General features: G+C 60.5%; 20 protein-coding genes and 2 pseudogenes. 15 read left to right on the top strand and 7 right to left on the bottom strand.

Translation table 11 applies throughout. From position 1 onward, the window contains the following. Positions 1-128: 128 nt before the first annotated feature. The 4 genes from GJU48_RS24450 to aspA all read right to left on the bottom strand — a co-directional run bounded on the left by GJU48_RS24450 (position 129) and on the right by aspA (position 5648). On the bottom strand, positions 129-1130 hold the full coding sequence (locus GJU48_RS24450; RefSeq protein WP_155296088.1) for an AraC family transcriptional regulator: 1002 nt from the start codon (positions 1128-1130) through the stop codon (positions 129-131). 31 nt (positions 1131-1161) lie between these two features. After that, positions 1162-2145, bottom strand: a complete 984-nt coding sequence (locus tag GJU48_RS24445) for an asparaginase (protein WP_094948998.1) — start codon at positions 2143-2145, stop codon at positions 1162-1164. Positions 2146-2231: 86 nt separating this feature from the next. Then, positions 2232-3683 (bottom strand): alanine/glycine:cation symporter family protein, encoded by a 1452-nt coding sequence (locus GJU48_RS24440; protein WP_094948997.1) that lies wholly within the window; start codon positions 3681-3683, stop codon positions 2232-2234. A 540-nt stretch (positions 3684-4223) separates the two neighbouring features. Further along, on the bottom strand, positions 4224-5648 hold the full coding sequence (gene aspA / locus GJU48_RS24435; protein ID WP_053258714.1) for an aspartate ammonia-lyase: 1425 nt from the start codon (positions 5646-5648) through the stop codon (positions 4224-4226). A 182-nt stretch (positions 5649-5830) separates the two neighbouring features. Between aspA and GJU48_RS24430 the strand changes: the two genes are divergently transcribed. From GJU48_RS24430 to GJU48_RS24410, 5 genes are all read left to right on the top strand, one after another. Then, the gene (locus GJU48_RS24430) at positions 5831-6754 is read left to right on the top strand and encodes a LysR substrate-binding domain-containing protein (protein ID WP_094948996.1); all 924 of its coding nucleotides are present in this window, start codon (positions 5831-5833) and stop codon (positions 6752-6754) included. A 331-nt stretch (positions 6755-7085) separates the two neighbouring features. Then, positions 7086-7577 (top strand): 5-(carboxyamino)imidazole ribonucleotide mutase, encoded by a 492-nt coding sequence (gene purE, locus GJU48_RS24425; protein WP_003195648.1) that lies wholly within the window; start codon positions 7086-7088, stop codon positions 7575-7577. Positions 7578-7589: 12 nt separating this feature from the next. Further along, positions 7590-8675 carry a 5-(carboxyamino)imidazole ribonucleotide synthase gene (locus tag GJU48_RS24420; protein ID WP_083356067.1) on the top strand — a complete coding sequence of 362 codons (1086 nt, stop codon included), beginning with the start codon at positions 7590-7592 and terminating at the stop codon, positions 8673-8675. 106 nt (positions 8676-8781) lie between these two features. Next, on the top strand, positions 8782-9027 hold the full coding sequence (locus GJU48_RS24415; protein WP_010168336.1) for a GlsB/YeaQ/YmgE family stress response membrane protein: 246 nt from the start codon (positions 8782-8784) through the stop codon (positions 9025-9027). A 77-nt stretch (positions 9028-9104) separates the two neighbouring features. Then, on the top strand, positions 9105-9641 hold the full coding sequence (locus GJU48_RS24410) for a DUF3299 domain-containing protein (RefSeq protein WP_094948995.1): 537 nt from the start codon (positions 9105-9107) through the stop codon (positions 9639-9641). A 110-nt stretch (positions 9642-9751) separates the two neighbouring features. Here the strand turns inward: GJU48_RS24410 and GJU48_RS24405 are convergent, their stop codons facing one another. Together GJU48_RS24405 and GJU48_RS24400 are read right to left on the bottom strand one after the other, a co-directional pair. After that, a complete protein-coding gene (locus GJU48_RS24405) occupies positions 9752-10651 on the bottom strand; it encodes a D-hexose-6-phosphate mutarotase (RefSeq protein ID WP_094948994.1) in 900 nt (299 codons plus the stop codon). 57 nt (positions 10652-10708) lie between these two features. Then, positions 10709-11113 (bottom strand): acyl-CoA thioesterase, encoded by a 405-nt coding sequence (locus tag GJU48_RS24400; RefSeq protein ID WP_010566936.1) that lies wholly within the window; start codon positions 11111-11113, stop codon positions 10709-10711. Positions 11114-11569: 456 nt separating this feature from the next. On the opposite strand from GJU48_RS24400, the gene GJU48_RS24395 reads away from it, so the two are divergent. From GJU48_RS24395 to GJU48_RS24350, 10 genes and pseudogenes are all read left to right on the top strand, one after another. Then, positions 11570-12859, top strand: a complete 1290-nt coding sequence (locus GJU48_RS24395) for an MFS transporter (protein WP_094948993.1) — start codon at positions 11570-11572, stop codon at positions 12857-12859. A gap of 250 nt (positions 12860-13109) precedes the next feature. Next, complete coding sequence (locus tag GJU48_RS24390) at positions 13110-14096, top strand: phosphate ABC transporter substrate-binding protein PstS (protein ID WP_094948992.1); 987 nt, start codon at positions 13110-13112, stop codon at positions 14094-14096. 485 nt (positions 14097-14581) lie between these two features. Then, positions 14582-16615 (top strand): ABC transporter permease subunit, encoded by a 2034-nt coding sequence (locus GJU48_RS24385; protein WP_176462889.1) that lies wholly within the window; start codon positions 14582-14584, stop codon positions 16613-16615. A 15-nt stretch (positions 16616-16630) separates the two neighbouring features. After that, entirely contained in the window at positions 16631-18301 is a 1671-nt protein-coding gene (gene pstA / locus GJU48_RS24380) for a phosphate ABC transporter permease PstA (RefSeq protein ID WP_094948990.1), read from the top strand. Positions 18302-18394: 93 nt separating this feature from the next. Continuing rightward, positions 18395-19228: a phosphate ABC transporter ATP-binding protein PstB gene (gene pstB, locus GJU48_RS24375; protein WP_056860879.1), complete on the top strand. Its 834-nt coding sequence runs from the start codon at positions 18395-18397 to the stop codon at positions 19226-19228. A 115-nt stretch (positions 19229-19343) separates the two neighbouring features. Then, positions 19344-20105, top strand: coding sequence for a phosphate signaling complex protein PhoU (gene phoU / locus GJU48_RS24370; protein WP_094948989.1), 762 nt, complete (start codon positions 19344-19346; stop codon positions 20103-20105). A 167-nt stretch (positions 20106-20272) separates the two neighbouring features. Continuing rightward, complete coding sequence (locus GJU48_RS24365; RefSeq protein WP_094948988.1) at positions 20273-21175, top strand: response regulator; 903 nt, start codon at positions 20273-20275, stop codon at positions 21173-21175. Positions 21176-21430: 255 nt separating this feature from the next. Continuing rightward, a pseudogene (locus GJU48_RS24360) lies at positions 21431-21682 on the top strand (type II toxin-antitoxin system RelE/ParE family toxin); the annotation flags it as partial. A 4-nt stretch (positions 21683-21686) separates the two neighbouring features. Continuing rightward, positions 21687-21881 (top strand): XRE family transcriptional regulator, encoded by a 195-nt coding sequence (locus GJU48_RS24355; protein ID WP_094948986.1) that lies wholly within the window; start codon positions 21687-21689, stop codon positions 21879-21881. A 35-nt stretch (positions 21882-21916) separates the two neighbouring features. Further along, positions 21917-21997, top strand: a pseudogene (locus tag GJU48_RS24350) (peptidase); the annotation flags it as partial. 3 nt (positions 21998-22000) lie between these two features. Here the strand turns inward: GJU48_RS24350 and GJU48_RS24345 are convergent. After that, the gene (locus GJU48_RS24345) at positions 22001-23341 is read right to left on the bottom strand and encodes a hemolysin family protein (protein ID WP_083356076.1); all 1341 of its coding nucleotides are present in this window, start codon (positions 23339-23341) and stop codon (positions 22001-22003) included. Positions 23342-23526: the final 185 nt, after the last annotated feature.

The following is a 23526-nucleotide window of genomic DNA, read 5'->3' as shown; positions in this document are numbered from 1 at the left end:
TGTTCTCCGCAGGCTGTATCAGTGGATGCAGTCTTGCGGCGGATGCGGTTTATGAGAATGGCAGGAGCGGCCAAAAGGGGATGAATATGGCCAAATTGTCTGTCCGAAATTCGCCCCTCAATGGGGCATCATGGTCGAAATTGGCCAAATTGGCTCGGCGCCACGCCGCTCCAGCGCACAAAGGCATGCCTGAAACTGGCGGTTTCACTGAAGCCCAACAGCTCGGAAATTCGATAGATCGGCAGTTCATCGGCGCCCAGCAACTGTTTGGCGCGTTCAAAGCGCACGTCGTCCAGCAGCCCCTGATAGCTGCAACCCAAATCATGCAGGTGTCGGCGCAAGGTGCGCGGTGAGCAGTTCATCTGCTCGGCCAGCCCATCAACACCTGGCGCGGCGTGCAGCTGTGCGCTGAGCAATTGGCGAACCCGTTCTAGCCACGCCTGGCGCCCGGTGAACTCGGTGTTCTGTTTGCGGCAGCGTTCGGCGATTGCCCGGTGGGTGATGGCATCCGCCAACGGCAGCGGGTGGTCGAGCCAGCGCCGATCGAAAGCGAACCCATTGGCGTGGGCTGAAAATTCCAGCGGGCAGTCGAAGTACTCTGCATAACGCCCCTGATAGTCGGGGCTTGAGTATTCAAAACGCGCGCGCAGCAGCGGTAGAGGCTGGCCGAGCAGGTCGTCACAAATGACTTTCAGCGAGACCAGGCACAGCTCGACATTGAACGCAGCCAGCGCGGGGGCCTCGCGGTAATCGCTGGCGGTGAACCAGATGCGTTGTCCGTCTTGCTCCAGGCTCAATTCAAACAGTGTTCCCAGTAGCGCCGGGTAGCGCAGCGCGAGGCGCAAAGCGTCACCGAAGGTGGCACTGGTGAGCAGGGCGTAACCGAGCATGCCATAGGACGACACATGCATGCGTCGCCCCAGTTCCAGGCCAACGTCCCGGCGCAAGGCCACTGCGTTGGCACACACGCGCATCTCTTGGTGGGTGGTGATACGTGTGTCGGCGCGCTGCAGGTCGGCGCTGCAGATGCCGCTGCCGGCCAGCAACGCTTCGAAGGCCACGCCTTCGGCCTTGAAGGTGTCCAACACCCGCGAGACGGCATTGAGGGTAGTCAGGTGTGAATGTAGCATGCTGTCGCGGGCAAGACGGGATGGGAGGTACTTATCTAGGGTGCGAGTCCGTACCCAGGTCCAGCTCCACCAAGCGGCGGATTTCGTGTGTGGCAAGGCCTGCGCCGATCAACGCATGGAGCTTGCCGAAGGCTGCTTCGCGGGTCATGCCGCCGCCGGACAGTACGCCAACGCCGCGCAAACGGCTGCCGGCTTCGTACACATCCAGCTCCACGCCGCCTTCATGGCATTGGGTGATTGCCACCACTGCAATCCCTTTATCCCGTGCGCGCTGCAGGCCGGCGAGAAACGCCGGGTTGTCGCTGGGCCCTGTGCCGCTGCCAAAACATTCGAGGACCAACGCCTGGATGCCACTGTCGATCAACGCATCCAGTTGCCCGGCGGCGATGCCTGGTACCAGCGGCAATACACCGACGTTGGCCAGGGCCTTGGGTTGGCGATAATCCAGAGCTGCTGGAAGTGCATCGGCCTTGGCTGCGCCGCCGTTGCGTTGCAGTGCGGCAAATGGATGGCGGCCGAAGCTGCGGATTTTTGCGCAGCGGGTCGGCGCCATCAGCGCGCCGTGGAAGTACAGGTGCACGCCCGGTGTCAGGCCTTCGCCCAAGGCTTGCAGGGCGCCGCTGACGTTTTCCCAGGCATCGCTGTCGGGCACGCCGGCGGGCAACATGGAGCCGGTGAACACCACCGGTGCCGGCAGGCCCAGCAATTGGAAACTCATGGCCGCTGCGCTGTAGGCCAGGGTGTCGGTGCCGTGCAGGATCAGCACCGCGTCGCAGCCCTCGTCCACGGCCTCGATCACGGCGACGCGCAGGCGCTGCCAATAGGCCGGGGTCATGTTGGCGCTGTCAATCAGTGGCGACATTTCGCGAAAGCGCCAGGTGGGCACTGGCAGGTTGGCAAGCTGTTCGCGCATGCGCGCTTCAAAACCCGACGCAGGCGCCAGGCCGTTGGCGCTGGCCTGCATGCCGATGGTACCGCCGGTGTAGAGCACCATCACATTGTTAGCTGGTTGCATTGAACAATCTCCTGAACGAAAAACGCCGCCGGGCCCTGAGCATGCCCAAGGCCGGGCGGCGTGTCATCTATCTAGGCTTACGACGCTTAGCGTTGCGCTTGAGCGTTGAGTTCAGCCGATGCTTGAGCGCCAGGCTCAGGCTTCGCCGGGTTCGCAGGCCAGGCCTTGCGGTCCAGGTCCAGGTCAGGGAACTGGCTGGAGTCGAACACCGGGGTCTTGATGCCCGCTGCGCGCTGGTTGTCGTAGTCATTCAGGATGCGCATGGCGATCTTGAACAGGAACGCCAGGGCGAACAGGTTGACGAACGCGAGCATGGTCATGGTGATGTCGGCGAAGGCGAACACGGTGCCAAGGTTCTCGATGGAACCCCAGAAAATCAGCACCAGCACCAGTGCGCGGTAGCCCATCAACACCTTGCGGTTGTTGCCGACCAGGAAGCGCAGGTTGCTCTCGCCCAAGTAGTAGTTGTACATGATCGAGGTGAATACGAACAACGCCAGGGCCACCGAGATGAACATCCGGCCCCAGTCGCCGACCACGGCCGCCAGGGAGTTCTGGGTCAGGGCAATGCCGTCGCCTTCAAAGCCTGGGGTGTAGAAACCGGAGAGCAGGATAAGCAGCGCGGTGCAGGTGCAGATCACGAAGGTGTCGAGGAACACGCTGAACGCTTGCACCACGCCTTGGGCGATCGGGTGTTCTACCGAAGCCACTGCGGCCACGTTAGGCGCACTGCCCAAACCGGCTTCGTTGGCGAACACGCCGCGCTTCACGCCCATGATGATCGCGCTGCCTACCAGGCCACCGAAGGCTTGGTCGAGGCCGAACGCGCTCTTGACGATGGTCGCGAGCATGGCCGGCACGTGGTCGAATTGCAGCACGATCACGTACAGGGTCACGGCGATGTAGACCAGGGTCTTGACCGGCACCAGCAGGTCGGCAATCGAGGCGATGCGCTTGATCCCACCGATGAACACCAGGCCCAGCAATACGGCCAGCGCGAGGCCGGTGTAGGTGGTGTCGAGGCCGAAGGCGTTGTTCAGCGAGTGCGTCACGGCGTGGGCTTGCAGGCCGTTGAAGGCGAAACCGAAGGTCACCAGCAACAGGAACGCCATGACCATGCCCAACCAGCGTTTGTGCAGGCCGTGCTGAATGTAATAGGCCGGGCCGCCACGGTAAGTGCCTTCAGCGTCAGTGCGCTTGTACAGCTGGCCGAGGGAGCATTCGATAAAGCTCGAAGACATGCCCACCAGTGCGGTGACCCACATCCAGAACACGGCACCCGGGCCACCCAGGGTCACGGCAATGCCGACACCGGCGATATTACCGGCACCCACGCGGCCGGCCAGGCTGAGCATCAGCGCCTGGAACGAACTGAGTTGGCCGGCGCTGCTCTTCAGGCTGTCTTTAAACACCGAGAACATGTGGAAAAAGTGACGCAACTGTACGAAACGCGAGCGGATCGTGAAGTAACCGCCGAGCCCGACAATGAGCACGATCAGTACTTTCCCTGAGAGGAAGTCGTTGATGACTTCGAGCATGGAGTGTTCCTCGCTGATTTTTCTAATGGCAAACGCAGGACGGTTCGACGCATCGCTCAGCACCAGGCAGTGCACGACGCTTCGACCCAATCCTTTTGCGGGTGTTGTTATTCATGCGGTTTCGCGCTGTATCCGGGCCTCGTTACCGACGGCCGCAGACGCGAAGAGGGGCGGCACTATACCTAGGCGAGCGTGATCCGTCTGCACGGGGCGATTAAAGGTTTCAGCCAAGCTGTTGCAGGCAAGGAGGGTTTGCAGGGCGATATTGGAGTTTTTATGCGCGTCATTTCACAACCTGGAGGCAAAAAAAAGGGCCTGAAGAACGAGCCTCCTAGGCGAGCGTGATCCGTCTGCACGGGGCGATTAAAGGTTTCAGCCAAGCTGTTGCAGGCAAGGAGGGTTTGCAGGGCGATATTGGAGTTTTTATGCGCGTCATTTCACAACCTGGAGGCAAAAAAAAGGGCCTGAAGAACGAGCCTTCAGGCCCTCAAAAGGTGAGAGGTGTCTAGTCCCTCATCCTGGTGAGCAGTGCAACAAACGTTAGGCCTTCAGCGGGACCAAACGTGGGGCAATCATGTTTTCGGGGCGCAGGATGTCGTCGAGCATGGCGTCGTCGAGCAAGCCTTCTTCGCGCACCAGTTCCAGCACGCCGCGGCCGCTTTCAAGGGCGATGCGGGCGATGCGGGTGGCGTTTTCATAGCCGATGTACGGGTTCAGCGCAGTCACCAGACCGATGGAGTGCTCCACCAGTTCGCGGCAGCGCGCTTCGTTGGCGGTGATGCCGACGATGCAGTGTTCGCGCAGCATGTCCATGGCGCGTTGCAGCAGGCGGATCGAGTCGAAGATCTTGAAAGCGATCAGCGGCTCCATCACGTTCAGCTGCAATTGGCCGCCTTCGGCTGCCATGGTCAGGGCCAGGTCGTTACCGATAACTTGGAACGCGACTTGGTTGACCGCTTCCGGGATCACCGGGTTGACCTTGCCGGGCATGATCGAGCTGCCTGGCTGGCGTGCCGGCAGGTTGATCTCGTTGATGCCGGTGCGTGGGCCGCTGGACAACAGGCGCAGGTCGTTGCAGATCTTCGACAGCTTCACCGCAGTACGCTTGAGCATGCCGGAGAACAGCACGAAGGCGCCCATGTCGGAGGTGGCTTCGATCAAGTCGGCAGCCGGTACCAGCGGCTGGCCGCTGATCAGGGCCAGGCGCTGTACGGCCAGGGCCTGGTAACGCGGGTCGGCGTTGATGCCGGTGCCGATGGCGGTGCCGCCCAGGTTAACTTCGGTCAACAGCTCCGGAGCCAGGGTTTTCAGGCGGGCCAAGTCTTCACCAAGGGTGGTGGCGAAGGCACGGAATTCCTGGCCGAGGGTCATCGGCACGGCGTCTTGCAATTGGGTGCGGCCCATTTTCAGCACGTGGCTGAACTCGACGCCTTTGGCGGCGAACGCCTGGATCAGGCTGTCGAGGCTGGCCAGCAGCGCGTCATGGCCCAGCAGCAGACCCAAACGGATCGCAGTCGGGTAGGCGTCGTTGGTCGACTGCGCCATGTTCACGTCGTTGTTAGGGTGCAGGTACTGGTACTCGCCCTTGTTGTGGCCCATGGCCTCCAACGCGATGTTGGCGATGACTTCGTTGGCATTCATGTTGGTTGAAGTGCCAGCGCCGCCTTGAATCATGTCCACCACGAACTCTTCGTGGAAATCGCCGCGGATCAGGCGGGCACAGGCTTCGCTGATGGCAGCGTGCTTGGCTTCGCTGAGCTGGCCCAACTCGCGGTTGGCGTCAGCGGCTGCCTGCTTGACCATTGCCAGGCCGACCACCAATTTCGGGTAATGCGAAATCGGAACGCCCGAGAGGCGGAAGTTATTCACCGCTCGCAGGGTTTGGATGCCGTAATACGCTTGAGCAGGTACTTCAAGTACGCCAAGCAGGTCTTTTTCTGTGCGGAATGATGCAGCGGAGGACATGACGGAAATCATCTCGATATGGACCCGGAACTGGCCGGAACGCTGCGAATGCTAGGCTTGTGGGAGTTTTTGGGCCAATGCTGTTAAACACTGGCCTATGCACAAACGGCATAATGTAGGTGTGACCCAGCTATCATGACGGGCGTGTGTGCCAAAATGGTGCGTACCCGTGGGAGGAAGTGATGAACCTTGAGAGCAAATGGCTGGAAGACTTCAGCGCCTTGGCGGCTACCCGCAGCTTTTCCCAGGCGGCGGAGCGGCGCTTTGTCACTCAGCCGGCGTTCAGCCGACGTATCCGCAGCCTGGAGGCCGCACTGGGCCTGACCTTGGTCAACCGCTCGCGCACGCCAGTCGAACTGACGGCGGCGGGGCAACTGTTCCTGGTCACCGCGCGCACGGTGGTCGAACAGCTCGGTGAAGTCCTGCGCCATTTGCATCACTTGGAAGGCGGTCAGGGCGAGGTCATGCAAGTGGCGGCGGCCCACTCCCTGGCGCTGGGCTTCTTCCCGCGCTGGATCGCGCAACTGCGCAACGAGGGCCTCAACATCGCCACACGGCTGGTCGCCACCAACGTCGGCGACGCCGTGCACGCCCTGCGCGAAGGCGGCTGCGATTTGATGCTGGCGTTCTACGACCCCGACGCGGCCTTGCAGATGGACCCGGAGATCTTCCCGTCGCTGCACTTGGGCAATACCGAGATGCTCCCGGTGTGCGCCGCGGATGCCGAGGGCAAGCCATTGTTCGACCTGGAAGGCGAGGGCAGTGTGCCGCTGCTGGCCTACAGTGCCGGTGCATTTCTCGGGCGCTCGGTGAACCTGTTGCTGCGTCAGCGCGCCCTGCGGTTTACCACTATCTATGAGACCGCCATGGCCGACAGCCTCAAGAGCATGGCGCTAGAAGGGTTGGGCATCGCCTGGGTGCCGCAACTGAGTGTGCGGGCAGAGTTGGCCCGAGGCGAGTTGGTGGTGTGCGGTGGCCCGCAATGGCACGTGCCGCTGGAGATTCGCCTGTATCGCTGCGCGTTGGTGCGTAAGGCGAACGTGCGGTTGTTGTGGCGCAAGTTGGAAGGTGGGGCGGCGCAGAGTCCTCCCGTTGAGCGCGGTTAGTGTGGGCGCTGGCTTGCCTGCGATGCGCGCACCTCGGTACATCAGGCATATTGAGGTGATGCTATCGCAGGCAAGCCAGCTCCCACATTGATCCCGTTCCCATGGTTTATCGGCGGTGTTTTCGCTGACCTGAAAGTCAATAAAACCGCCGGTTTGCACGGCTAGACAGATGGTCATTCCAGGGGCTGTTTATCTGAATTATTACGGTATACTGCGCGGCCTTCGGCCGGTCCAACCGGCCAAATTTCGTACAACAAGCCACGCCGGATTTCCCGCGTGGCTTGTTGTTTTTTGACGCGCCTGCGGGCGCCCAGAGAGAAGAGGCACGACGATGAGTGCATTGGTTGGCGTGATCATGGGCTCCAAGTCCGATTGGTCCACCCTTAGCCACACCGCCGATATGCTGGAAAAACTCGGCATTCCGTATGAAGTGAAAGTGGTCTCTGCCCACCGCACCCCGGATTTGCTGTTCCAGTATGCCGATGAAGCAGAATCCCGTGGCATCGAGGTGATCATCGCCGGTGCCGGCGGTGCAGCGCACCTGCCAGGCATGTGTGCGGCCAAGACCCACCTGCCGGTGCTCGGTGTGCCGGTGCAGTCGTCGATGCTCTCGGGTGTGGATTCGCTGTTGTCCATCGTGCAGATGCCCGCCGGTATTCCAGTGGCCACCTTGGCGATCGGCAAGGCCGGCGCGATCAACGCGGCTTTGCTGTCCGCCAGCATCCTGGGCGCCAAGCACCCGCAGTTCCACGCGGTGCTGAAAAAATTCCGTGCTGAGCAGACAGACAGCGTCCTGGACAATCCAGACCCACGCATCGCCTGAGGTTATTGATTGATGAAAATCGGTGTAATCGGTGGCGGCCAACTGGGTCGCATGCTGGCTTTGGCGGGAACCCCGTTGGGGATGAACTTCGCTTTCCTGGACCCGGCGCCGGACGCTTGCGCGGCGGCCCTCGGTGAACACCTGCGTGCTGACTACAGCGACCCGGACCATCTGCGCCAACTGGCCGATGAAGTCGACTTGGTGACTTTCGAATTCGAAAGCGTCCCGGCCGAAACCGTGGCCTTCCTGTCGCAGTTCGTACCGGTGTACCCGAGCGCTGAAGCCTTGCGCATCGCTCGCGACCGCTGGTTCGAAAAGAGCATGTTCAAGGACCTGGGCATTCCGACCCCGGCCTTCGCCGACATCCAGTCCCAGGCTGACCTGGACGCTGCTGTTGCCAGCATCGGCCTGCCGGCTGTGCTGAAAACCCGCACCTTGGGTTACGACGGCAAGGGCCAAAAAGTCCTGCGCACCGCCGCCGATGTGGTCGGTACCTTTGCCGAATTGGGCAGCGTCGCCTGCCTGCTGGAAGGCTTCGTGCCGTTCACCGGTGAAGTCTCGCTGATCGCCGTGCGTGCCCGTGATGGCGAAACCCGCTTCTACCCGTTGGTGCACAACACCCACGATAGCGGCATCCTCAAGCTGTCCGTGGCCAGCACCGACCACCCACTGCAAGCCCTGGCCGAAGACTATTCCAGCCGTGTGCTCAAGCAGCTGGATTACGTCGGTGTGATGGCGTTCGAGTTCTTTGAAGTCGACGGTGGCCTCAAGGCCAACGAAATCGCCCCGCGCGTGCACAACTCCGGGCACTGGACCACCGAAGGCGCCGAGTGCAGCCAGTTCGAAAACCACCTGCGGGCGGTGGCGGGGTTGCCGTTGGGCTCCACGGCCAAGGTCGGCGAGAGCGCCATGCTCAACTTCATCGGTGTTGTGCCGCCGGTTGAGCGTGTGATTGCGATCGATGACTGCCACCTGCACCACTACGGCAAGGCTTTCAAAGCCGGGCGCAAGGTCGGTCATGCCAACCTGCGCTGCAAGGACCGCGCGACGCTGCAAGCGCAAATCCTCAAGGTCGAAGCGCTGATCGCCGAGCAATAAGCCAAGGGTCGTCGGGAACCATTGGTCACCGTCGTCTCTCTGATTGCAGGATGCCAAAGCCTGACTAGGCTTTGGCATGGCTCACATTCAATCAGAGGGAAATGCCATGGGTATCATCGGAACCATCTTCATCGGCTTGATCGTCGGTCTGCTCGCGCGTTTCCTTAAGCCTGGCGACGACAGCATGGGCTGGATCATGACCATCCTGCTGGGTATCGCAGGTTCCTTGGTCGCCACTTACGGTGGCCAGGCTCTGGGCATCTACCAGGCGGGCCAGGGCGCAGGCTTCATCGGCGCGCTGATCGGCGCCATCGTGCTGCTGGTGATCTACGGTCTGCTGCGAAAAAAATAATTTAGCCACAAAGCCCTCTGCGCTGCGCAGGCGCAGAGGGCTAGAATGCTCGCCACCTGTATTTGTCGAGCCTTTCCATGCGCCGTCTTCTGTTGACTCTCCTCTTGCTGGGCTCTGGCCTGGCGCACGCTGGCGAACTGCCGGAAACCGACTGGCTCGACCTGATGCCGCTGTCGGACCAGAAAGCTCTCGAAGCCATGCCCGAGATCGACCACAACTCGCCCGAAGCCCAAGGCACGTTCACCGACACCGGTGGCTTGAAACAAAGCAAGGGCTTGCCGGCGGTGATGTATTCGACCAAAACCGTGGCCGCCATGAACGGCAAGAACATCCGTATCGGCGGCTACCCGGTGCCGCTGGAAACCGATGCCAAGGGCCGCAGCACGCTGTTCTTCCTCGTGCCGTACCCGGGTGCCTGCATCCACGTGCCGCCACCGCCGCCTAACCAGTTGGTGCTGGTGCGTTATCCCAAGGGGCTGAAGCTGGATGATATCTACACGCCGCTGTGGGTCACCGGCACCTTGAAGGTGGAGAAGGTCAATAACGACCTCGCCGATGCGGCGTATGCGTTGGATGCGGGGAAGGTGCGGGTGGTGAAGGAATCGGATCTCTAAGCCCACAACACCCCTCTATGTGGGGGCAGGCTTGTGTGGGCGCTGGCTTGCCTGCGATAGCTCGCGCGCCCGGCTGCCACACAAGCCAGCTCTCACATTTTTGATTGGGTTTACAGGGCGATACCGGCGATGCTCACGCCAAGCGTATGGCTTTCACCCGGCGCCAAGCTCACCACGTCATCCAGCACATTCGCCGTCTCGATGCACAGCATGCCCTGCCAGCCATCATCGGCCATGTCGTCAAAGGCCTTGGCACGTTCGGTCCAGGGGTTCCAGACCACCGTCGAGTTCGAACCCTGGCTGGTCAGCTGGATGCGGCGCTGCCAGTCTTTATCGACAATGCTCAACTGCGCCGGGGTATCCAGGTAAATACGGTCGGTCTCGGCACTGAAGTGCAGCAGGCCGGATTGCTGTTTGTGGCTCCAGCCATCGGCGGTGTCGATATACGCCCGCCCGTCGAGGCCTTCGACCTGCACGTTGCGCACATCGCTCACGGCGAAATAGGTGTGCAGCGCCTGGCTGAGGGTCACGGTGTCGGTGCCACGGTTGTGGCTGGTCAGGCGGATATGCAGTTGCTCGTCCAGCAGCAGGCTCAGCTTCAGGTCGACCTGATGCGGCCAGGCAGGGAAGCCGCCCGCAGGCACCGGCAGTACCAGGTCGACGCGCAATGCATCGCCTTCAAACGCGGTCCCGGCCAGTTCCCACAGTGCCGTGCGCACAAAACCGTGGGCACCGGCAGGCTGATCGCTCTGGCGCATCGCCTTGACGCTCTGCGGGTTGCGGTCGAACACGCCAAACCACGGCCAGCACACCGGCACGCCGGTACGAATGCCTTTGCCCTGTTTGAACACGGCCTCAGGGTTAGGCCAGATCAGCGGCTGCTCGCCCTGGCGCTGGTAACTGAAGATGTGCGCGCCTTGTTGGGCCACCATCACTTCGGCGCCGTTGTGGCGGATGCGCCAGCAGTCCAGCGCGTCGATTTTCACGGTTTCAACGTGGGGCGTAGGCATAGCAGTGCTCTCAAATGGCAGGCAATGGGGCAATTGACCGTCAAAACCCGGCGATGTTTAACGCGCGCGCGATGGCACCGAGCGCGTACGGCCGCTGCCGTCGATGGCGACGAACACGAAAACCGCCTCGGTGACCTTGCGCCATTCGCTGGACAACGGGTCGTCGCTCCACACTTCGACCATCATCTGGATCGAGCTGCGGCCGATTTCCAAGGCCTGGGTATAGAAGGACAGTTGCGCGCCGACGGCTACCGGCACCAGGAACGCCATGCGATCTATCGCCACGGTGGCAACACGCCCACCGGCAACCTTACTGGCCATGGCCGTGCCGGCCAGGTCCATCTGTGAGACCAGCCAACCGCCGAAGATATCGCCAAAACCGTTGGTTTCACGCGGCAGCGCGGTGATTTGCAGGGCGAGATCGCCTTGCGGAATTGGATCTTCTTGTTCGAGTTCGATCATGCGAGGGTGCCTCTGACCCGTGACGCGTCATGGGTAGTTCAAGTGGATAGCCGTCTTCTGGAAAAACGTTTCAGCACCAACATACACCGCTCGATGCGTTTCTCGTAAGGCGTACTAAAGGGAAACTCTGCCAAATCGGCTGGATGGCACCAACGACGTTTTGGCACAGCAGCCTCTCAAGACTGCGGGTCTTGCGCTTGCAGGGGCCGAGTATATCGAGACGCCGGCGCCGCGACGACCTCCCGATACTCATTTGGTCGGCAAATCGCGGCTGTTATGCGGCTTTTTCGCGCAACTGTGTTTCTGATTGCGGTGAAAGCGCAGGAATGGGGAATATTTCGCCCTTCTGAACTGTTATTCGGTAGGCGCTGTGCTTTTTCAAGCGATTTGCTATCTTGCCAAACCTGCCGCAAGTCCCGGGCTTGCCGTTCTGATTACTATAAGAGAAGCCTTGCCATGTCCTCCGTGCCCGCAAGCAGCGCGCAACCGTCGCGCCCGCTGACCCGCAACGACTACAAAACTCTGTCGCTGTCTGCTTTGGGCGGGGCGCTGGAGTTTTACGACTTCATCATCTTCGTGTTTTTCGCCACCGTGGTCGGAAAACTGTTCTTCCCCGCCGACATGCCTGAATGGCTGCGCATGATGCAGACCTTCGGCATCTTCGCAGCCGGCTACCTGGCACGCCCGCTGGGCGGCATCATCATGGCGCACTTCGGCGACCTGCTGGGCCGCAAGAAAATGTTCACCCTGAGCATCTTCATGATGGCCGTGCCGACCCTGATCATGGGCCTGCTGCCGACCTACGCGCAGATCGGCCTGTGGGCGCCGATCCTGCTGCTGTTGATGCGCGTCATTCAGGGCGCGGCGATTGGCGGTGAAGTACCGGGCGCCTGGGTGTTCGTCTCCGAACACGTGCCGCCGCGCCACATCGGCTACGCCTGCGGCACCCTGACCAGCGGCCTGACCGCGGGCATCCTGCTGGGCTCGCTGGTGGCCACCGCCATCAACACGCTTTACAGCCCGGAGCAGGTGTCGGATTACGCCTGGCGTATCCCGTTCCTGCTGGGTGGTGTGTTCGGCCTGCTCTCTGTGTACCTGCGCCGCTGGCTGCATGAAACGCCGATTTTCGCCGAGATGCAGCAACGCAAGACCCTGGCTGCCGAACTGCCGTTACGTGCGGTATTGCGCGATCACCGTGGCGCCATCGTGCTGTCGATGCTGCTGACCTGGTTGCTGTCGGCCGGTGTTGTCGTGGTCATCCTGATGACGCCAACCGTGCTGCAAACCGTCTACCACTTCAGCCCCACCGTTGCGTTGCAAGCCAACAGCATGGCCATCGTCACCCTGAGCCTGGGCTGCATCGCCTCCGGCGCCCTGGCCGACCGCTTTGGCGCGGGCCGTGTGCTGGTCAGCGGTTGCCTGTTGTTATTGGCGACGTCATGGACGCTGTACCACAGCCTTCTTGACCACCCGAACTGGCTCTTCCCGCTGTACACCCTGACCGGCCTGTTTGTTGGTGTGATCGGCGTGGTGCCTTACGTGATGGTGAAAGCCTTCCCGCCGGTGGTGCGTTTCAGCGGGTTGTCGTTTTCCTACAACGTCGCCTACGCCGTGTTTGGTGGTTTGACGCCGCTGGCAGTGTCGCTGCTGATGAAGGAAAGCCCGATGGGCCCTGCTTACTATGTCGCCGTGCTGTGCGTGATGGGGATGTTGGTGGGTGGGTACCTGTGGAAGCGCGGACGCTAACCCGCAGCTTGAAGACCATTCCTACACAGAGGTGTAGGAATGGTCATAGATTACAGCGTATTTCTGAAACACCGCTTCAAACGCTCCAACCTCCTCGCAAGCCCCAGCTCTATTGATCTTTATCCTTCCTGCCAGGTTTTTCACGAATACTGGCCTTTCATCTAATTGTCACATTCCGGACATAGAGTGTTCACACGGCCTACCGATACTTGGCCCCGATCCAACTATCCCTATCTGCTAGGAGCAAGGCATGAAACTGAAACGTTTGATGGCGGCAATGACTTTTGTCGCTGCTGGCGTTGCGACCGCTAACGCGGTAGCCGCTGGTGTTGACCCGGCAATGCCGGCTTACACCAAGACCACCGGTGTCTCGGGCAACCTGTCCAGCGTTGGTTCCGACACTCTGGCTAACCTGATGACCCTGTGGGCTGAGTCCTATAAAAAGGAATACCCGAACGTCAACATCCAGATTCAGGCTGCCGGCTCCGCCACTGCTCCACCTGCGCTGACTGAAGGCACCTCTAACCTGGGCCCGATGAGCCGCAAGATGAAGGACACCGAACTGGCTGCCTTCGAGCAGAAGTACGGCTACAAGCCAACCGCTATCCCGGTAGCTGTGGATGCCCTGGCCGTGTTCGTGCACAAGGACAACCCGATCCAGCACCTGACCATGGAACAAGTCGACGCGATCTTCTCCTCGACTCGCCTGTGCGGTGCTAAAGCCGACGTGAAAACCTGGGGCGACCTGGGTGTGACCGGCGACCTGGCCAACAAGCCAGTTCAGCTGTTCGGTCGTAACTCGGTATCCGGCACCTACGGCTACTTCAAAGAAGAAGCCCTGTGCAAAGGCGACTACAAGCCAAACGTGAACGAACAACCAGGCTCGGCTTCGGTTGTGCAGTCGATCAGCTCCTCGCTGAACGGCATCGGTTACTCGGGCATTGGCTACAAAACCGCTAGCGTGAAGACAGTAGCCCTGGCCAAGAAAGGCAGCACTGACTTCATCGAAGACACCGAAGAAAACGCCCTGAACGGCAAATACCCGCTGTCGCGCTTCCTCTACGTGTACGTCAACAAAGCCCCGAACAAGCCTCTGGCCCCGCTGGAAGCTGAGTTCGTGAAGCTGGTTCTGTCCAAACAGGGCCAGGAAGTTGTAGTCAAAGACGGCTACATCCCACTGCCGGCCAAAGTGGCCGCCAAGGCCCTGGCTGACCTGGGTCTGAAAGAAGGCAACTAAGCCTGTAATACCAGGTGTAGACGCATGCTTTTCGGTGGGAGCGGGCTTGCCCGCGATGCTGGCGACGCGGTTTAGAGTTGAAACCGTATTGACGCCATCGCGGGCATACCCACCCCCAGACTACCCGTCTACACCCCTAATTTTTTAGTCCGCTGCCAGCTCTGCTACGCGGCGGATTTCTTGCGTCACTGCATTGTCATCTTTCTGTCATACAGGATCGCTAGGGTGTGCGCATGAATGATCTGGCCAATTCCACCATGACGACGACTTCTCCCCCCAAGCGCATTGACTTCAATACGCCTGAGTTGCAACGCAAGCGCCGCATTCGCGCGCTCAAAGATCGCCTGACCCGTTGGTACGTGTTGATCGGCGGCCTCGCCGTCCTCGGTGCCATCACCCTGATTTTCTTCTTCCTTGCCTACGTCGTCGCGCCCTTGTTCCAAGGTGCCTCGCTGACCAAGGAAGACGCGCTGACGCCTGCCTGGATTCAGGACGCCGGCAAGCCGTTGATGATCTCCCTCGAAGAACAGAACCAGGTCGCCATGCGGGTTTCCGACAAGGGCCAGGCGCTGTTCTTTAATGTGGAGACCGGCGCCGAACTCAAGCGTGTCGACTTGCCGCTGCCGGCAGGCGCCAGTGTTGCGTCCATCGGTGAAGACCAACCGGGCAGCCCGCTGGTGATCCTCGGTCTCTCCAACGGCCAGTCCCTGGTGTTCCGCCACACCTATAAGGTGTCTTACCCGGACGGCAAAAAAACCATTACGCCGGCAATTGAATACCCTTACGGCGAAGCGCCGATCGTGCTGGATGATGCCGGCCGCCCGCTGGAACACGTCGCCCTCAACGCCACTGACTCCTCGCTGGTGGTGGCAGGCTCCGCCGGTTCGCACCTGAACGTGCTGGCCCTGAGCCGCGAAGAAAACATGATGACTGGCGAAGTCACCAGCGAGCAGAAGCGCATCGAGCTGCCGCAAATGACTGAGCCGGTGAAGGCGATCTTCATCGACCCACGCCAGCAGTGGCTGTATGTGATCAACGGTCGCGCCCTCGCCGATGTATTCAGCCTGCGCGACAAGAGCCTCAACGGTCGCTACAAACTGCTCGAAGACGGCAATGCCGAAATCACCGCCAGCACTCAACTGGTGGGCGGTATCTCGCTGATCGTCGGTAACTCCAAGGGCGGCCTGGCCCAATGGTTCATGGCCCGCGACCCGGATGGCGAGCAGCACCTGAAACAGATCCGCACCTTCCAGATGGGCACCACGCCGATCGTGGAAATCACCGCAGAAGAACGTCGTAAAGGCTTCACCGCCCTCGACGCGTCCGGCAAGTTCGGCGTGTTCCACAGCACCGCCCACCGCACGCTGTTGGTGGACCCGGTGGTCGACGGCCAAGGTGTGTTCGGCCTGTCGCCACGCGCCAACCGCGTGATCGTCGAAGCCGGCGGCAAGCTGCAACCGCTGCTGCTGGACAACCCGCACCCGGAAGTGTCCTGGAGCGCGTTGTGGAGCAAGGTCTGGTACGAAAACTACGACGAGCCTAAGTACGTCTGGCAATCGACCGCCGCCAACACCGACTTCGAACCCAAGATGAGCCTGGCACCGCTGACCTTCGGTACATTGAAGGCCGCGTTCTACGCCATGCTGCTGGCCGCACCCCTGGCCGTTGCCGCCGCGATCTACACCGCGTACTTCATGGCCCCGAGCCTGCGCCGCAAGGTCAAGCCGGTGATCGAACTGATGGAAGCGATGCCGACGGTGATCCTCGGCTTCTTCGCCGGCCTGTTCCTGGCGCCGTATGTCGAAGGGCATCTGCCGGGGATTTTCAGCCTGCTGATGCTGTTGCCGATTGGCATCCTGGTGGCCGGTTTTGTCTTCAGCCGCTTACCTGAGTCGATCCGCCTGCGCGTTCCCGATGGCTGGGAAAGCGCAATCCTGATCCCGGTGATCCTGTTTGTGGGCTGGCTCTCGCTGTACATGAGCCCATACCTGGAAACCTGGTTCTTCGGCGGCGACATGCGCATGTGGATCTCCCACGACCTGGGCATCACCTACGACCAGCGCAACGCCCTGGTAGTCGGCCTGGCCATGGGCTTTGCGGTGATCCCGAACATCTACTCCATCGCCGAAGACGCCGTGTTCAGCGTGCCGCGCGGCCTGACTCTGGGCTCGTTGGCCCTGGGCGCCACGCCATGGCAGACCATGACCCGCGTTGTCATCCTGACCGCCAGCCCGGGGATTTTCTCGGCGTTGATGATCGGCATGGGCCGCGCAGTGGGTGAAACCATGATCGTGCTGATGGCCACCGGTAACACCCCGGTGATGGAGATGAACCTGTTCGAGGGCCTGCGCACATTGGCGGCCAACGTCGCGGTGGAAATGCCCGAGTCGGAAGTCGGTGGTAGCCATTACCGCGTGCTGTTCCTCTCGGCGCTGGTGCTGCTGTTGTTCACCTTCATCATGAACACCCTCGCCGAGCTGATTCGTCAGCGTCTGCGCAAGAAATACTCGTCGCTTTAAGAAAGGTAGAAGTCTGTGAAACAGAACTCCCTGAATGGATGGTTCAAGAGCGGCGCCCCAGGCGTCTGGATCAGCGGTGGCGCGGTGTCCATCGCGGTCATCATGACCATTGGTTTGCTGGCCGTGATTGCGGTGCGTGGCTTGGGCCACTTCTGGCCGGCTGACCTGATCCAGGCCAACTACAACGTGCCGGGCCAGGAAAACCATATCGTCATCGGCGAAGTGGTGCAGAAGGAAGAAGTACCGCGCGAGCGCCTGAAAAGCGCTGGCCTGCCGGTGCCCGACCAAGGCCCGGAATTCATGACCCGCGAGCTGATCAAGGTCGGTAACCGCGACCTGAACGGCAATGACTTCACCTGGATTGTTGGCGAATGGCTCAAGGACCAGACCAAGCCTGCGAACCTGATGGCGATCGAGCGACGTGAGTGGGGCAACTTCTACGGCACCCTGGTCAACGTCAAGCAGGACGGCAAGGTCATCGCCGAAGGCGAGGCCGCGTGGCCAGAGCTGCAAGCCCGTGTCGACCGTGTGAACAAGTTGGCTGCTGAGCTCAAGAGCTTGGAAAAAACCGACATCGGCGCGATCAACGCCGGGCTGGAACGCATCCGCCTGCACGGCCGCAAGCTGGAGCTGGAAGGCAAGCTCGATGCCACCGCTCAAGCGGATATGGACAGCGGCCGCGCCGAATTGAACGCCCGTTACCAGGACATCGAAGCGCGCCTGGCCGACTTGCACGCCCAGTTCAACCGTGACGCCCTGACGGCTCGCGATGGCAATGGCAAAGAAGTCGAAATTGGCATCGGCAAAGTGGTGCACGCCTACCAGCCGAACGCCATGGGCACGATGACCAAGATCGGCTTCTACTTCAGCAAGGTCTGGGAATTCCTCAGCGACGACCCACGTGAAGCCAACACCGAAGGCGGGATCTTCCCGGCGATTTTCGGCACCGTGATGATGACCCTGATCATGGCGATGATCGTGACCCCGTTCGGCGTGCTGGCGGCCGTGTACCTGCGTGAGTACGCCAAGCAGAACACCCTGACCCGGATTATCCGCATCGCGGTGAACAACCTGGCGGGCGTACCGGCCATTGTTTACGGCGTGTTCGGCTTGGGCTTCTTCGTGTATGTACTGGGTGGCTCGGTTGACCGCCTGTTCTTCGCCGAAGCCCTGCCGGCACCGACCTTCGGTACGCCGGGCCTGCTGTGGGCCTCGCTGACCCTGGCGCTGCTGGCGGTGCCGGTGGTGATTGTGGCGACCGAAGAAGGGTTGGCGCGAATTCCTCGCACCGTGCGTGAAGGCTCGCTGGCGCTCGGCGCGACCAAGGCGGAAACGCTGTGGAAGATCGTGCTGCCGATGGCCAGCCCGGCGATGATGACCGGCATGATCCTCGCCGTGGCCCGCGCCGCCGGTGAAGTGGCGCCGCTGATGCTGGTAGGTGTAGTGAAACTGGCGCCGTCGCTGCCGTTGGATGGCAACTACCCGTACCTGCACCTGGACCAGAAGATCATGCACTTGGGCTTCCATATTTATGACGTCGGCTTCCAGAGCCCCAACGTCGAAGCCGCACGACCGCTGGTGTACGCCACAGCCTTGCTGTTGGTGCTGGTGATTGCCACGCTCAACTTGTCGGCGGTGTGGATCCGTAACCACCTGCGCGAAAAATACAAAGCGCTGGACAGCTAAAGCTATTAGCCACAAGCGGCAAGCTACAAGCCGCTTTTGCTCAAATCTTGCAGCTTGCAGCTAGAAGCTGGCAGCTACGAACGGAGTGAGACCATGCAACACGAAACCCACACCCACGGCATCAACATGTCGGCCCTGGGTCGCGACAAGCAGAGCCTGAGCCTGGCCCAGGAAACCGTGGCCATCGAAGTGCCAGGCCTGAGCCTGTACTACGGTGAAAAGCAGGCGCTGTTCGACGTCAGCATGAACATCCCGAAACAGCGCGTGACCGCCTTCATTGGTCCGTCCGGCTGCGGTAAGTCGACGCTGCTGCGTACCTTCAACCGCATGAACGACCTGGTCGACGGTTGCCGCGTAGAAGGCGCGATCAACCTCTACGGCACCAACATCTATCGCAAAGGCGAAGACGTTGCCGAGCTGCGTCGTCGCGTGGGCATGGTGTTCCAGAAGCCCAACCCGTTCCCCAAGACCATCTACGAAAACGTGGTGTACGGCCTGCGCATCCAGGGCATCAACAAAAAACGCATCCTCGACGAAGCGGTTGAGTGGGCCTTGAAAGGCGCCGCACTGTGGGACGAGGTCAAAGACCGCCTGCATGAATCGGCACTCGGCCTGTCCGGCGGCCAGCAGCAGCGTCTGGTGATCGCCCGTACCATCGCCGTGGAGCCGGAAGTGCTGCTGCTCGACGAACCGTGCTCGGCACTCGACCCGATCTCGACGCTGAAAGTCGAAGAGCTGATCTACGAGCTCAAGTCCAAGTTCACCATTGTCATCGTGACCCACAACATGCAACAGGCGGCGCGGGTTTCCGACTACACCGCGTTCATGTACATGGGCAAACTGGTGGAGTTCGGCGACACCGATACCCTGTTCACCAATCCGGCGAAGAAGCAGACCGAAGACTACATCACCGGTCGTTATGGCTAGTTGGAGCAGCTGCGAGCCGCACGCTTCAAGCGGCAAGTAAAAGCAGTTCAATGCAACGACACATATCAACTTGCAGCTTGTAGCTTGCGGCATACAGCTTTTGTGGAGCAAAACCATGATTTCGAAGGAAGGCTTAACCCATCACATCTCCGCGCAGTTCAACGCCGAGCTTGAGGAAGTGCGCAGCCACCTCCTGGCGATGGGCGGGCTGGTGGAGAAGCAAGTCAACGACGCCGTCACTGCGCTGATCGAGGCCGACTCGGGCCTGGCCCAGCAAGTGCGTGAGATCGACGACCAGATCAACCAGATGGAACGCAACATCGACGAAGAATGCCTGCGCATTCTGGCGCGTCGTCAGCCGGCGGCGTCCGACCTGCGTTTGATCATCAGCATCTCCAAGTCGGTGATCGACCTGGAGCGCATCGGTGACGAAGCCACCAAAATCGCGCGCCGCGCCATCCAACTGTGCGAAGAAGGCGAAGCGCCGCGTGGTTACGTGGAAGTGCGCCACATCGGCGACCAGGTGCGCAACATGGTGCGCGATGCACTCGACGCGTTTGCCCGGTTCGACGCCGAACTGGCGTTGTCGGTGGCTCAGTACGACAAGACCATCGACCGCGAATACAAGACCGCACTACGCGAGCTGGCCACCTACATGATGGAAGACCCGCGCTCTATCTCGCGGGTCTTGAACATTATCTGGGTACTGCGTTCACTGGAGCGTATCGGCGACCACGCGCGCAATATCTCGGAACTGGTGATCTACCTGGTGCGCGGCACCGACGTACGGCACATGGGCCTCAAGCGCATGAAGGCCGAAGTTGAAGGCACGGCTGATCAAATTCCTAATGTTCCGGGCAAATCTGACGATAAGTAAGTTGCCCGAGAAATTAACGCCCGGCCTTTGGTCGGGCGTTTTTGTTTGTGGCATCTGAATTTTTTGCGCAGTGGGCGCGATAAAGTCCCTCTGTGACCAGCGAGTTTTGGCAAAATGCCACCTGTCAGGCGTTCTGCGTGCCGAAGTTTTTATAGGATGAAGGGTCGATGAGTAAAGTCAGTGTGTTGGTGGTGGATGACGCCTCGTTTATCCGCGACCTGGTGAAGAAGTGCCTGCGCAACTACTTCCCGGGGATCAAGATTGAAGACGCGGTGAACGGCAAAAAGGCGCAAACCATCCTGATGCGCGAGACCTTCGATCTGGTGCTGTGCGACTGGGAAATGCCCGAGATGTCCGGCCTTGAACTGCTGACCTGGTGCCGTGAGCAGCCTCATCTCAAAGCCATGCCGTTCGTGATGGTGACCAGCCGTGGCGACAAGGAAAACGTGGTCCAGGCGATTCAGGCCGGGGTTTCCGGCTACGTCAGCAAGCCGTTCACCAACGAACAGTTGCTGAACAAGGTCAAACAGGCGCTGCACAAGATCGGCCGCCTCGACGCGCTGATCGCCAGTGCGCCGACCAAGATGAACTCGGCCTTCGGCAATGACTCCCTCAGCGCCCTGACCGGCGGCAAGCCTGAAGCGGTCAAGCCGGCACCGGTAGCGGCGGCGCCAAGCAAAGGCCTGCTCAACAGCCCGTCCGTGCAAGCGGCTCCAACCGCCCCGCCGGCTGGCGGTCGTGGCCAGGGCCAGTTGCGCCTGCCCAGCGGCACCCAGCAATGCGTGATCAAGGCGCTGAGCATCAAGGAAGCGCTGCTGGTGGTGCGTCGCGGTGAAGTCCTGCCTCAGGTACTGGAAAGTGCAGTATTGGACCTTGAGCAAGGCGACAACGCCGAAGTCGCACGCCTCAACGGCTACCTGCACGCCATTGTCGCCTACGAGCCCAAGCCCGACAGCGACTGGCTGCAACTGACCTTCCGGTTCATCGACCAGGACGCACAGAAGCTCGATTACATCTCCCGCCTGATCGCCCGTGGCACGGCGCAGAAGCACTTTGTGCCGGGTGCGTGATCACCTCAATTGCGGGAATCGACCGACCGTCTGATTCCCGTTAGCTGGATTGATTTATATCTGTTTCGATAGAGCCTCTCGATAACGCATCAATGTTAACGAGTCTTTGCTATGCCTTGAAACAAAGCGCCACTTTTCAGTTGGACCTTTTGCAGCAGGGCGAACAGCCTTTTGATTGCAAGCCGATGAATTATATCTGTTTCGATAGAGCCTCTCGATAACGCATCAATGTTAACGAGTCTTTGCTATGCCTTGAAACAAAGCGCCACTTTTCAGTTGGACCTTTTGCAGCAGGGCGAACAGCCTTTTGATTGCAAGCCGATGAAAACCATTGGGAGGGGCGTCAGTGATATTCGGATCACTGAGGACTCAGGAGCGTTTCGAGTGTTCTATGTGGTCAATCGGCCGCAAGCGGTCTATGTGCTGCACGCGCTGCGCAAGACCACACAGAAAACCGAAGGGCGGGATATCGAACGGGCTCGTGCCAGATTGCAGGACATAGGTTAAGCCCATGACAGACTCAAAAATCTACACCGAACGTTTCAGCTGCGTCTGGGATACTCCTGAGCAAGCCGCCAATATGCGCCTGCGCTCAAAATTACGGGTGGAACTGTGCAACACCATCCGTCGCTGGGAGTTCTCTCAGGAGGATGCGGCGCAAAGGCTCGGTATTAGCCCGCCTGACGCTTACTTAGAGTTGTCATGATCCCTTGCAAGCCTGCGGTTCAGTCATCTGCGCGTACCGAGGCCGGGCTGGTATCGATCCCTTACGAGTTCAACCAGCCGGTTGGCACATTGCCCAACTTTGCGTTGGGCAATTGAGGGTCAATCCAGCAACAGCACTTTGGCCAACACGATCTTCGGGCCTTTCATCTTCTTGATGATGATCCGTAAGCCTTCAACTTCAAGCACTTCTTCCTCTTCAGGCACCCGCTTCAGGGTGTCGTAGATCAGCCCGGCCAGGGTTTCGGCTTCGATGTGGTCCAGGTCGACGCCCAGCAGGCGTTCCACTTTGAACAGCGGCGTGTCGCCACGCACCAGCAGTTTGCCCGGCTGGTAGGCGAGGATGCCGCGCTCAGCCTTGCGGTGTTCGTCCTGGATATCGCCGACCAACACTTCCAGCACGTCTTCCATGGTCAGGTAGCCGATGATCTTGCCGTCAGCTTCCTCCACCAGGGCAAAGTGCGCGCCGCCTTTGCGGAACTGCTCCAGCAGCTGCGACAACGGCATATGCCGCGATACGCGTTCCAGCGGGCGGGTCAGTTCGGCCAGGTTGAACGACTCGGGGATGTGGTCCAGCGCCGCCAGTTCCAGCAGCAAATCCTTGATGTGCAGCAGGCCCACAAACTCGTTACGCACGGCGTCATACACCGGGTAACGGCTGAATTTGTGGCGGCGGAACAGCGCCAGGATTTCTTTGAGCGGGGCGTTGAAGTCCAGGGTGACCAGGTCTTCGCGGGAGTTGGCCCAGTCCACCACTTCCAGCTCGCCCATTTCCACGGCGGAGGCGAGTACACGCATGCCTTGGTCGCTCGGGTCCTGGCCACGGCTGGAGTGCAGGATCAGCTTGAGTTCTTCGCGGCTGTAATGGTGCTCATGGTGCGGGCCAGGTTCGCCTTGGCCGGCGATACGCAAGATGGCGTTGGCACTGGCGTTGAGCAGGTAGATCGCCGGGTACATCGCCCAGTAGAACAGGTACAGCGGCACCGCGGTCCACAGCGACAGCAGCTCGGGTTTGCGGATGGCCCAGGATTTAGGCGCCAACTCACCGACCACGATGTGCAGGTAGGAAATCACGAAGAAGGCGGCAAAAAACGACACGCCCTTGATCACTTCCGGCGACTCGACGCCTACGGCGCCCAGCATCGGCTCGAGGATGTGCGCAAAAGCCGGCTCACCGACCCAACCCAGGCCCAGGGAGGCGAGGGTGATACCCAGCTGGCAGGCTGACAGGTAAGCGTCGAGCTGGCTGTGCACGGTGCGCAGGATCTGCCCGCGCCAGCCGTTCTTGTGGGCGATGGCTTCGACCCGGGTGGCGCGCAGTTTGACCATAGCGAATTCCGCCGCAACGAAGAAACCGTTGAGCAGTACCAGGATCAGTGCAAAAAGAATCATGCCGAAGTCGGCGAAGAGTGTAGCGAGGGTGATGCCAGGGGAAGGGTCCATGATGGGGTTTTGCAGGTTCCGTGTGTTCAATAAGGGTGACAGACAGGCCTGAAAGGCAGGCGCAAGTCGGCCAATGTAGCGGCTGATGGGGCGCTTGCCTAGTGCCCGCTGCCGGGCGGGACCTGCAATGCATTCCTGGAAACGATACAAATCCAATGTGGGAGCAGGCTTGCCTGCGATAGCGG

This window comes from Pseudomonas sp. IB20, assembly GCF_009707325.1.
Lineage (GTDB): Bacteria > Pseudomonadota > Gammaproteobacteria > Pseudomonadales > Pseudomonadaceae > Aquipseudomonas.
This window is presented reverse-complemented; position numbering and strand designations above follow the sequence as displayed.

What these genes read in the sequence shown, in the direction of transcription:
- GJU48_RS24365 (WP_094948988.1), top strand. Translation starts at nt 20,273, where the DNA reads ATGAGTAAAGTCAGTGTGTTGGTGGTGGATGACGCCTCGTTTATCCGC.
- pstB (WP_056860879.1), top strand. Translation starts at nt 18,395, where the DNA reads ATGCAACACGAAACCCACACCCACGGCATCAACATGTCGGCCCTGGGT.
- GJU48_RS24415 (WP_010168336.1), top strand. Translation starts at nt 8,782, where the DNA reads ATGGGTATCATCGGAACCATCTTCATCGGCTTGATCGTCGGTCTGCTC.
- aspA (WP_053258714.1), bottom strand. Translation starts at nt 5,648, where the DNA reads ATGTCCTCCGCTGCATCATTCCGCACAGAAAAAGACCTGCTTGGCGTA.
- GJU48_RS24410 (WP_094948995.1), top strand. Translation starts at nt 9,105, where the DNA reads ATGCGCCGTCTTCTGTTGACTCTCCTCTTGCTGGGCTCTGGCCTGGCG.
- GJU48_RS24390 (WP_094948992.1), top strand. Translation starts at nt 13,110, where the DNA reads ATGAAACTGAAACGTTTGATGGCGGCAATGACTTTTGTCGCTGCTGGC.
- GJU48_RS24400 (WP_010566936.1), bottom strand. Translation starts at nt 11,113, where the DNA reads ATGATCGAACTCGAACAAGAAGATCCAATTCCGCAAGGCGATCTCGCC.
- GJU48_RS24445 (WP_094948998.1), bottom strand. Translation starts at nt 2,145, where the DNA reads ATGCAACCAGCTAACAATGTGATGGTGCTCTACACCGGCGGTACCATC.
- GJU48_RS24395 (WP_094948993.1), top strand. Translation starts at nt 11,570, where the DNA reads ATGTCCTCCGTGCCCGCAAGCAGCGCGCAACCGTCGCGCCCGCTGACC.
- GJU48_RS24430 (WP_094948996.1), top strand. Translation starts at nt 5,831, where the DNA reads ATGAACCTTGAGAGCAAATGGCTGGAAGACTTCAGCGCCTTGGCGGCT.
- GJU48_RS24440 (WP_094948997.1), bottom strand. Translation starts at nt 3,683, where the DNA reads ATGCTCGAAGTCATCAACGACTTCCTCTCAGGGAAAGTACTGATCGTG.
- purE (WP_003195648.1), top strand. Translation starts at nt 7,086, where the DNA reads ATGAGTGCATTGGTTGGCGTGATCATGGGCTCCAAGTCCGATTGGTCC.
- GJU48_RS24420 (WP_083356067.1), top strand. Translation starts at nt 7,590, where the DNA reads ATGAAAATCGGTGTAATCGGTGGCGGCCAACTGGGTCGCATGCTGGCT.
- GJU48_RS24405 (WP_094948994.1), bottom strand. Translation starts at nt 10,651, where the DNA reads ATGCCTACGCCCCACGTTGAAACCGTGAAAATCGACGCGCTGGACTGC.
- GJU48_RS24450 (WP_155296088.1), bottom strand. Translation starts at nt 1,130, where the DNA reads ATGCTACATTCACACCTGACTACCCTCAATGCCGTCTCGCGGGTGTTG.
- GJU48_RS24345 (WP_083356076.1), bottom strand. Translation starts at nt 23,341, where the DNA reads ATGGACCCTTCCCCTGGCATCACCCTCGCTACACTCTTCGCCGACTTC.
- phoU (WP_094948989.1), top strand. Translation starts at nt 19,344, where the DNA reads ATGATTTCGAAGGAAGGCTTAACCCATCACATCTCCGCGCAGTTCAAC.
- GJU48_RS24355 (WP_094948986.1), top strand. Translation starts at nt 21,687, where the DNA reads ATGACAGACTCAAAAATCTACACCGAACGTTTCAGCTGCGTCTGGGAT.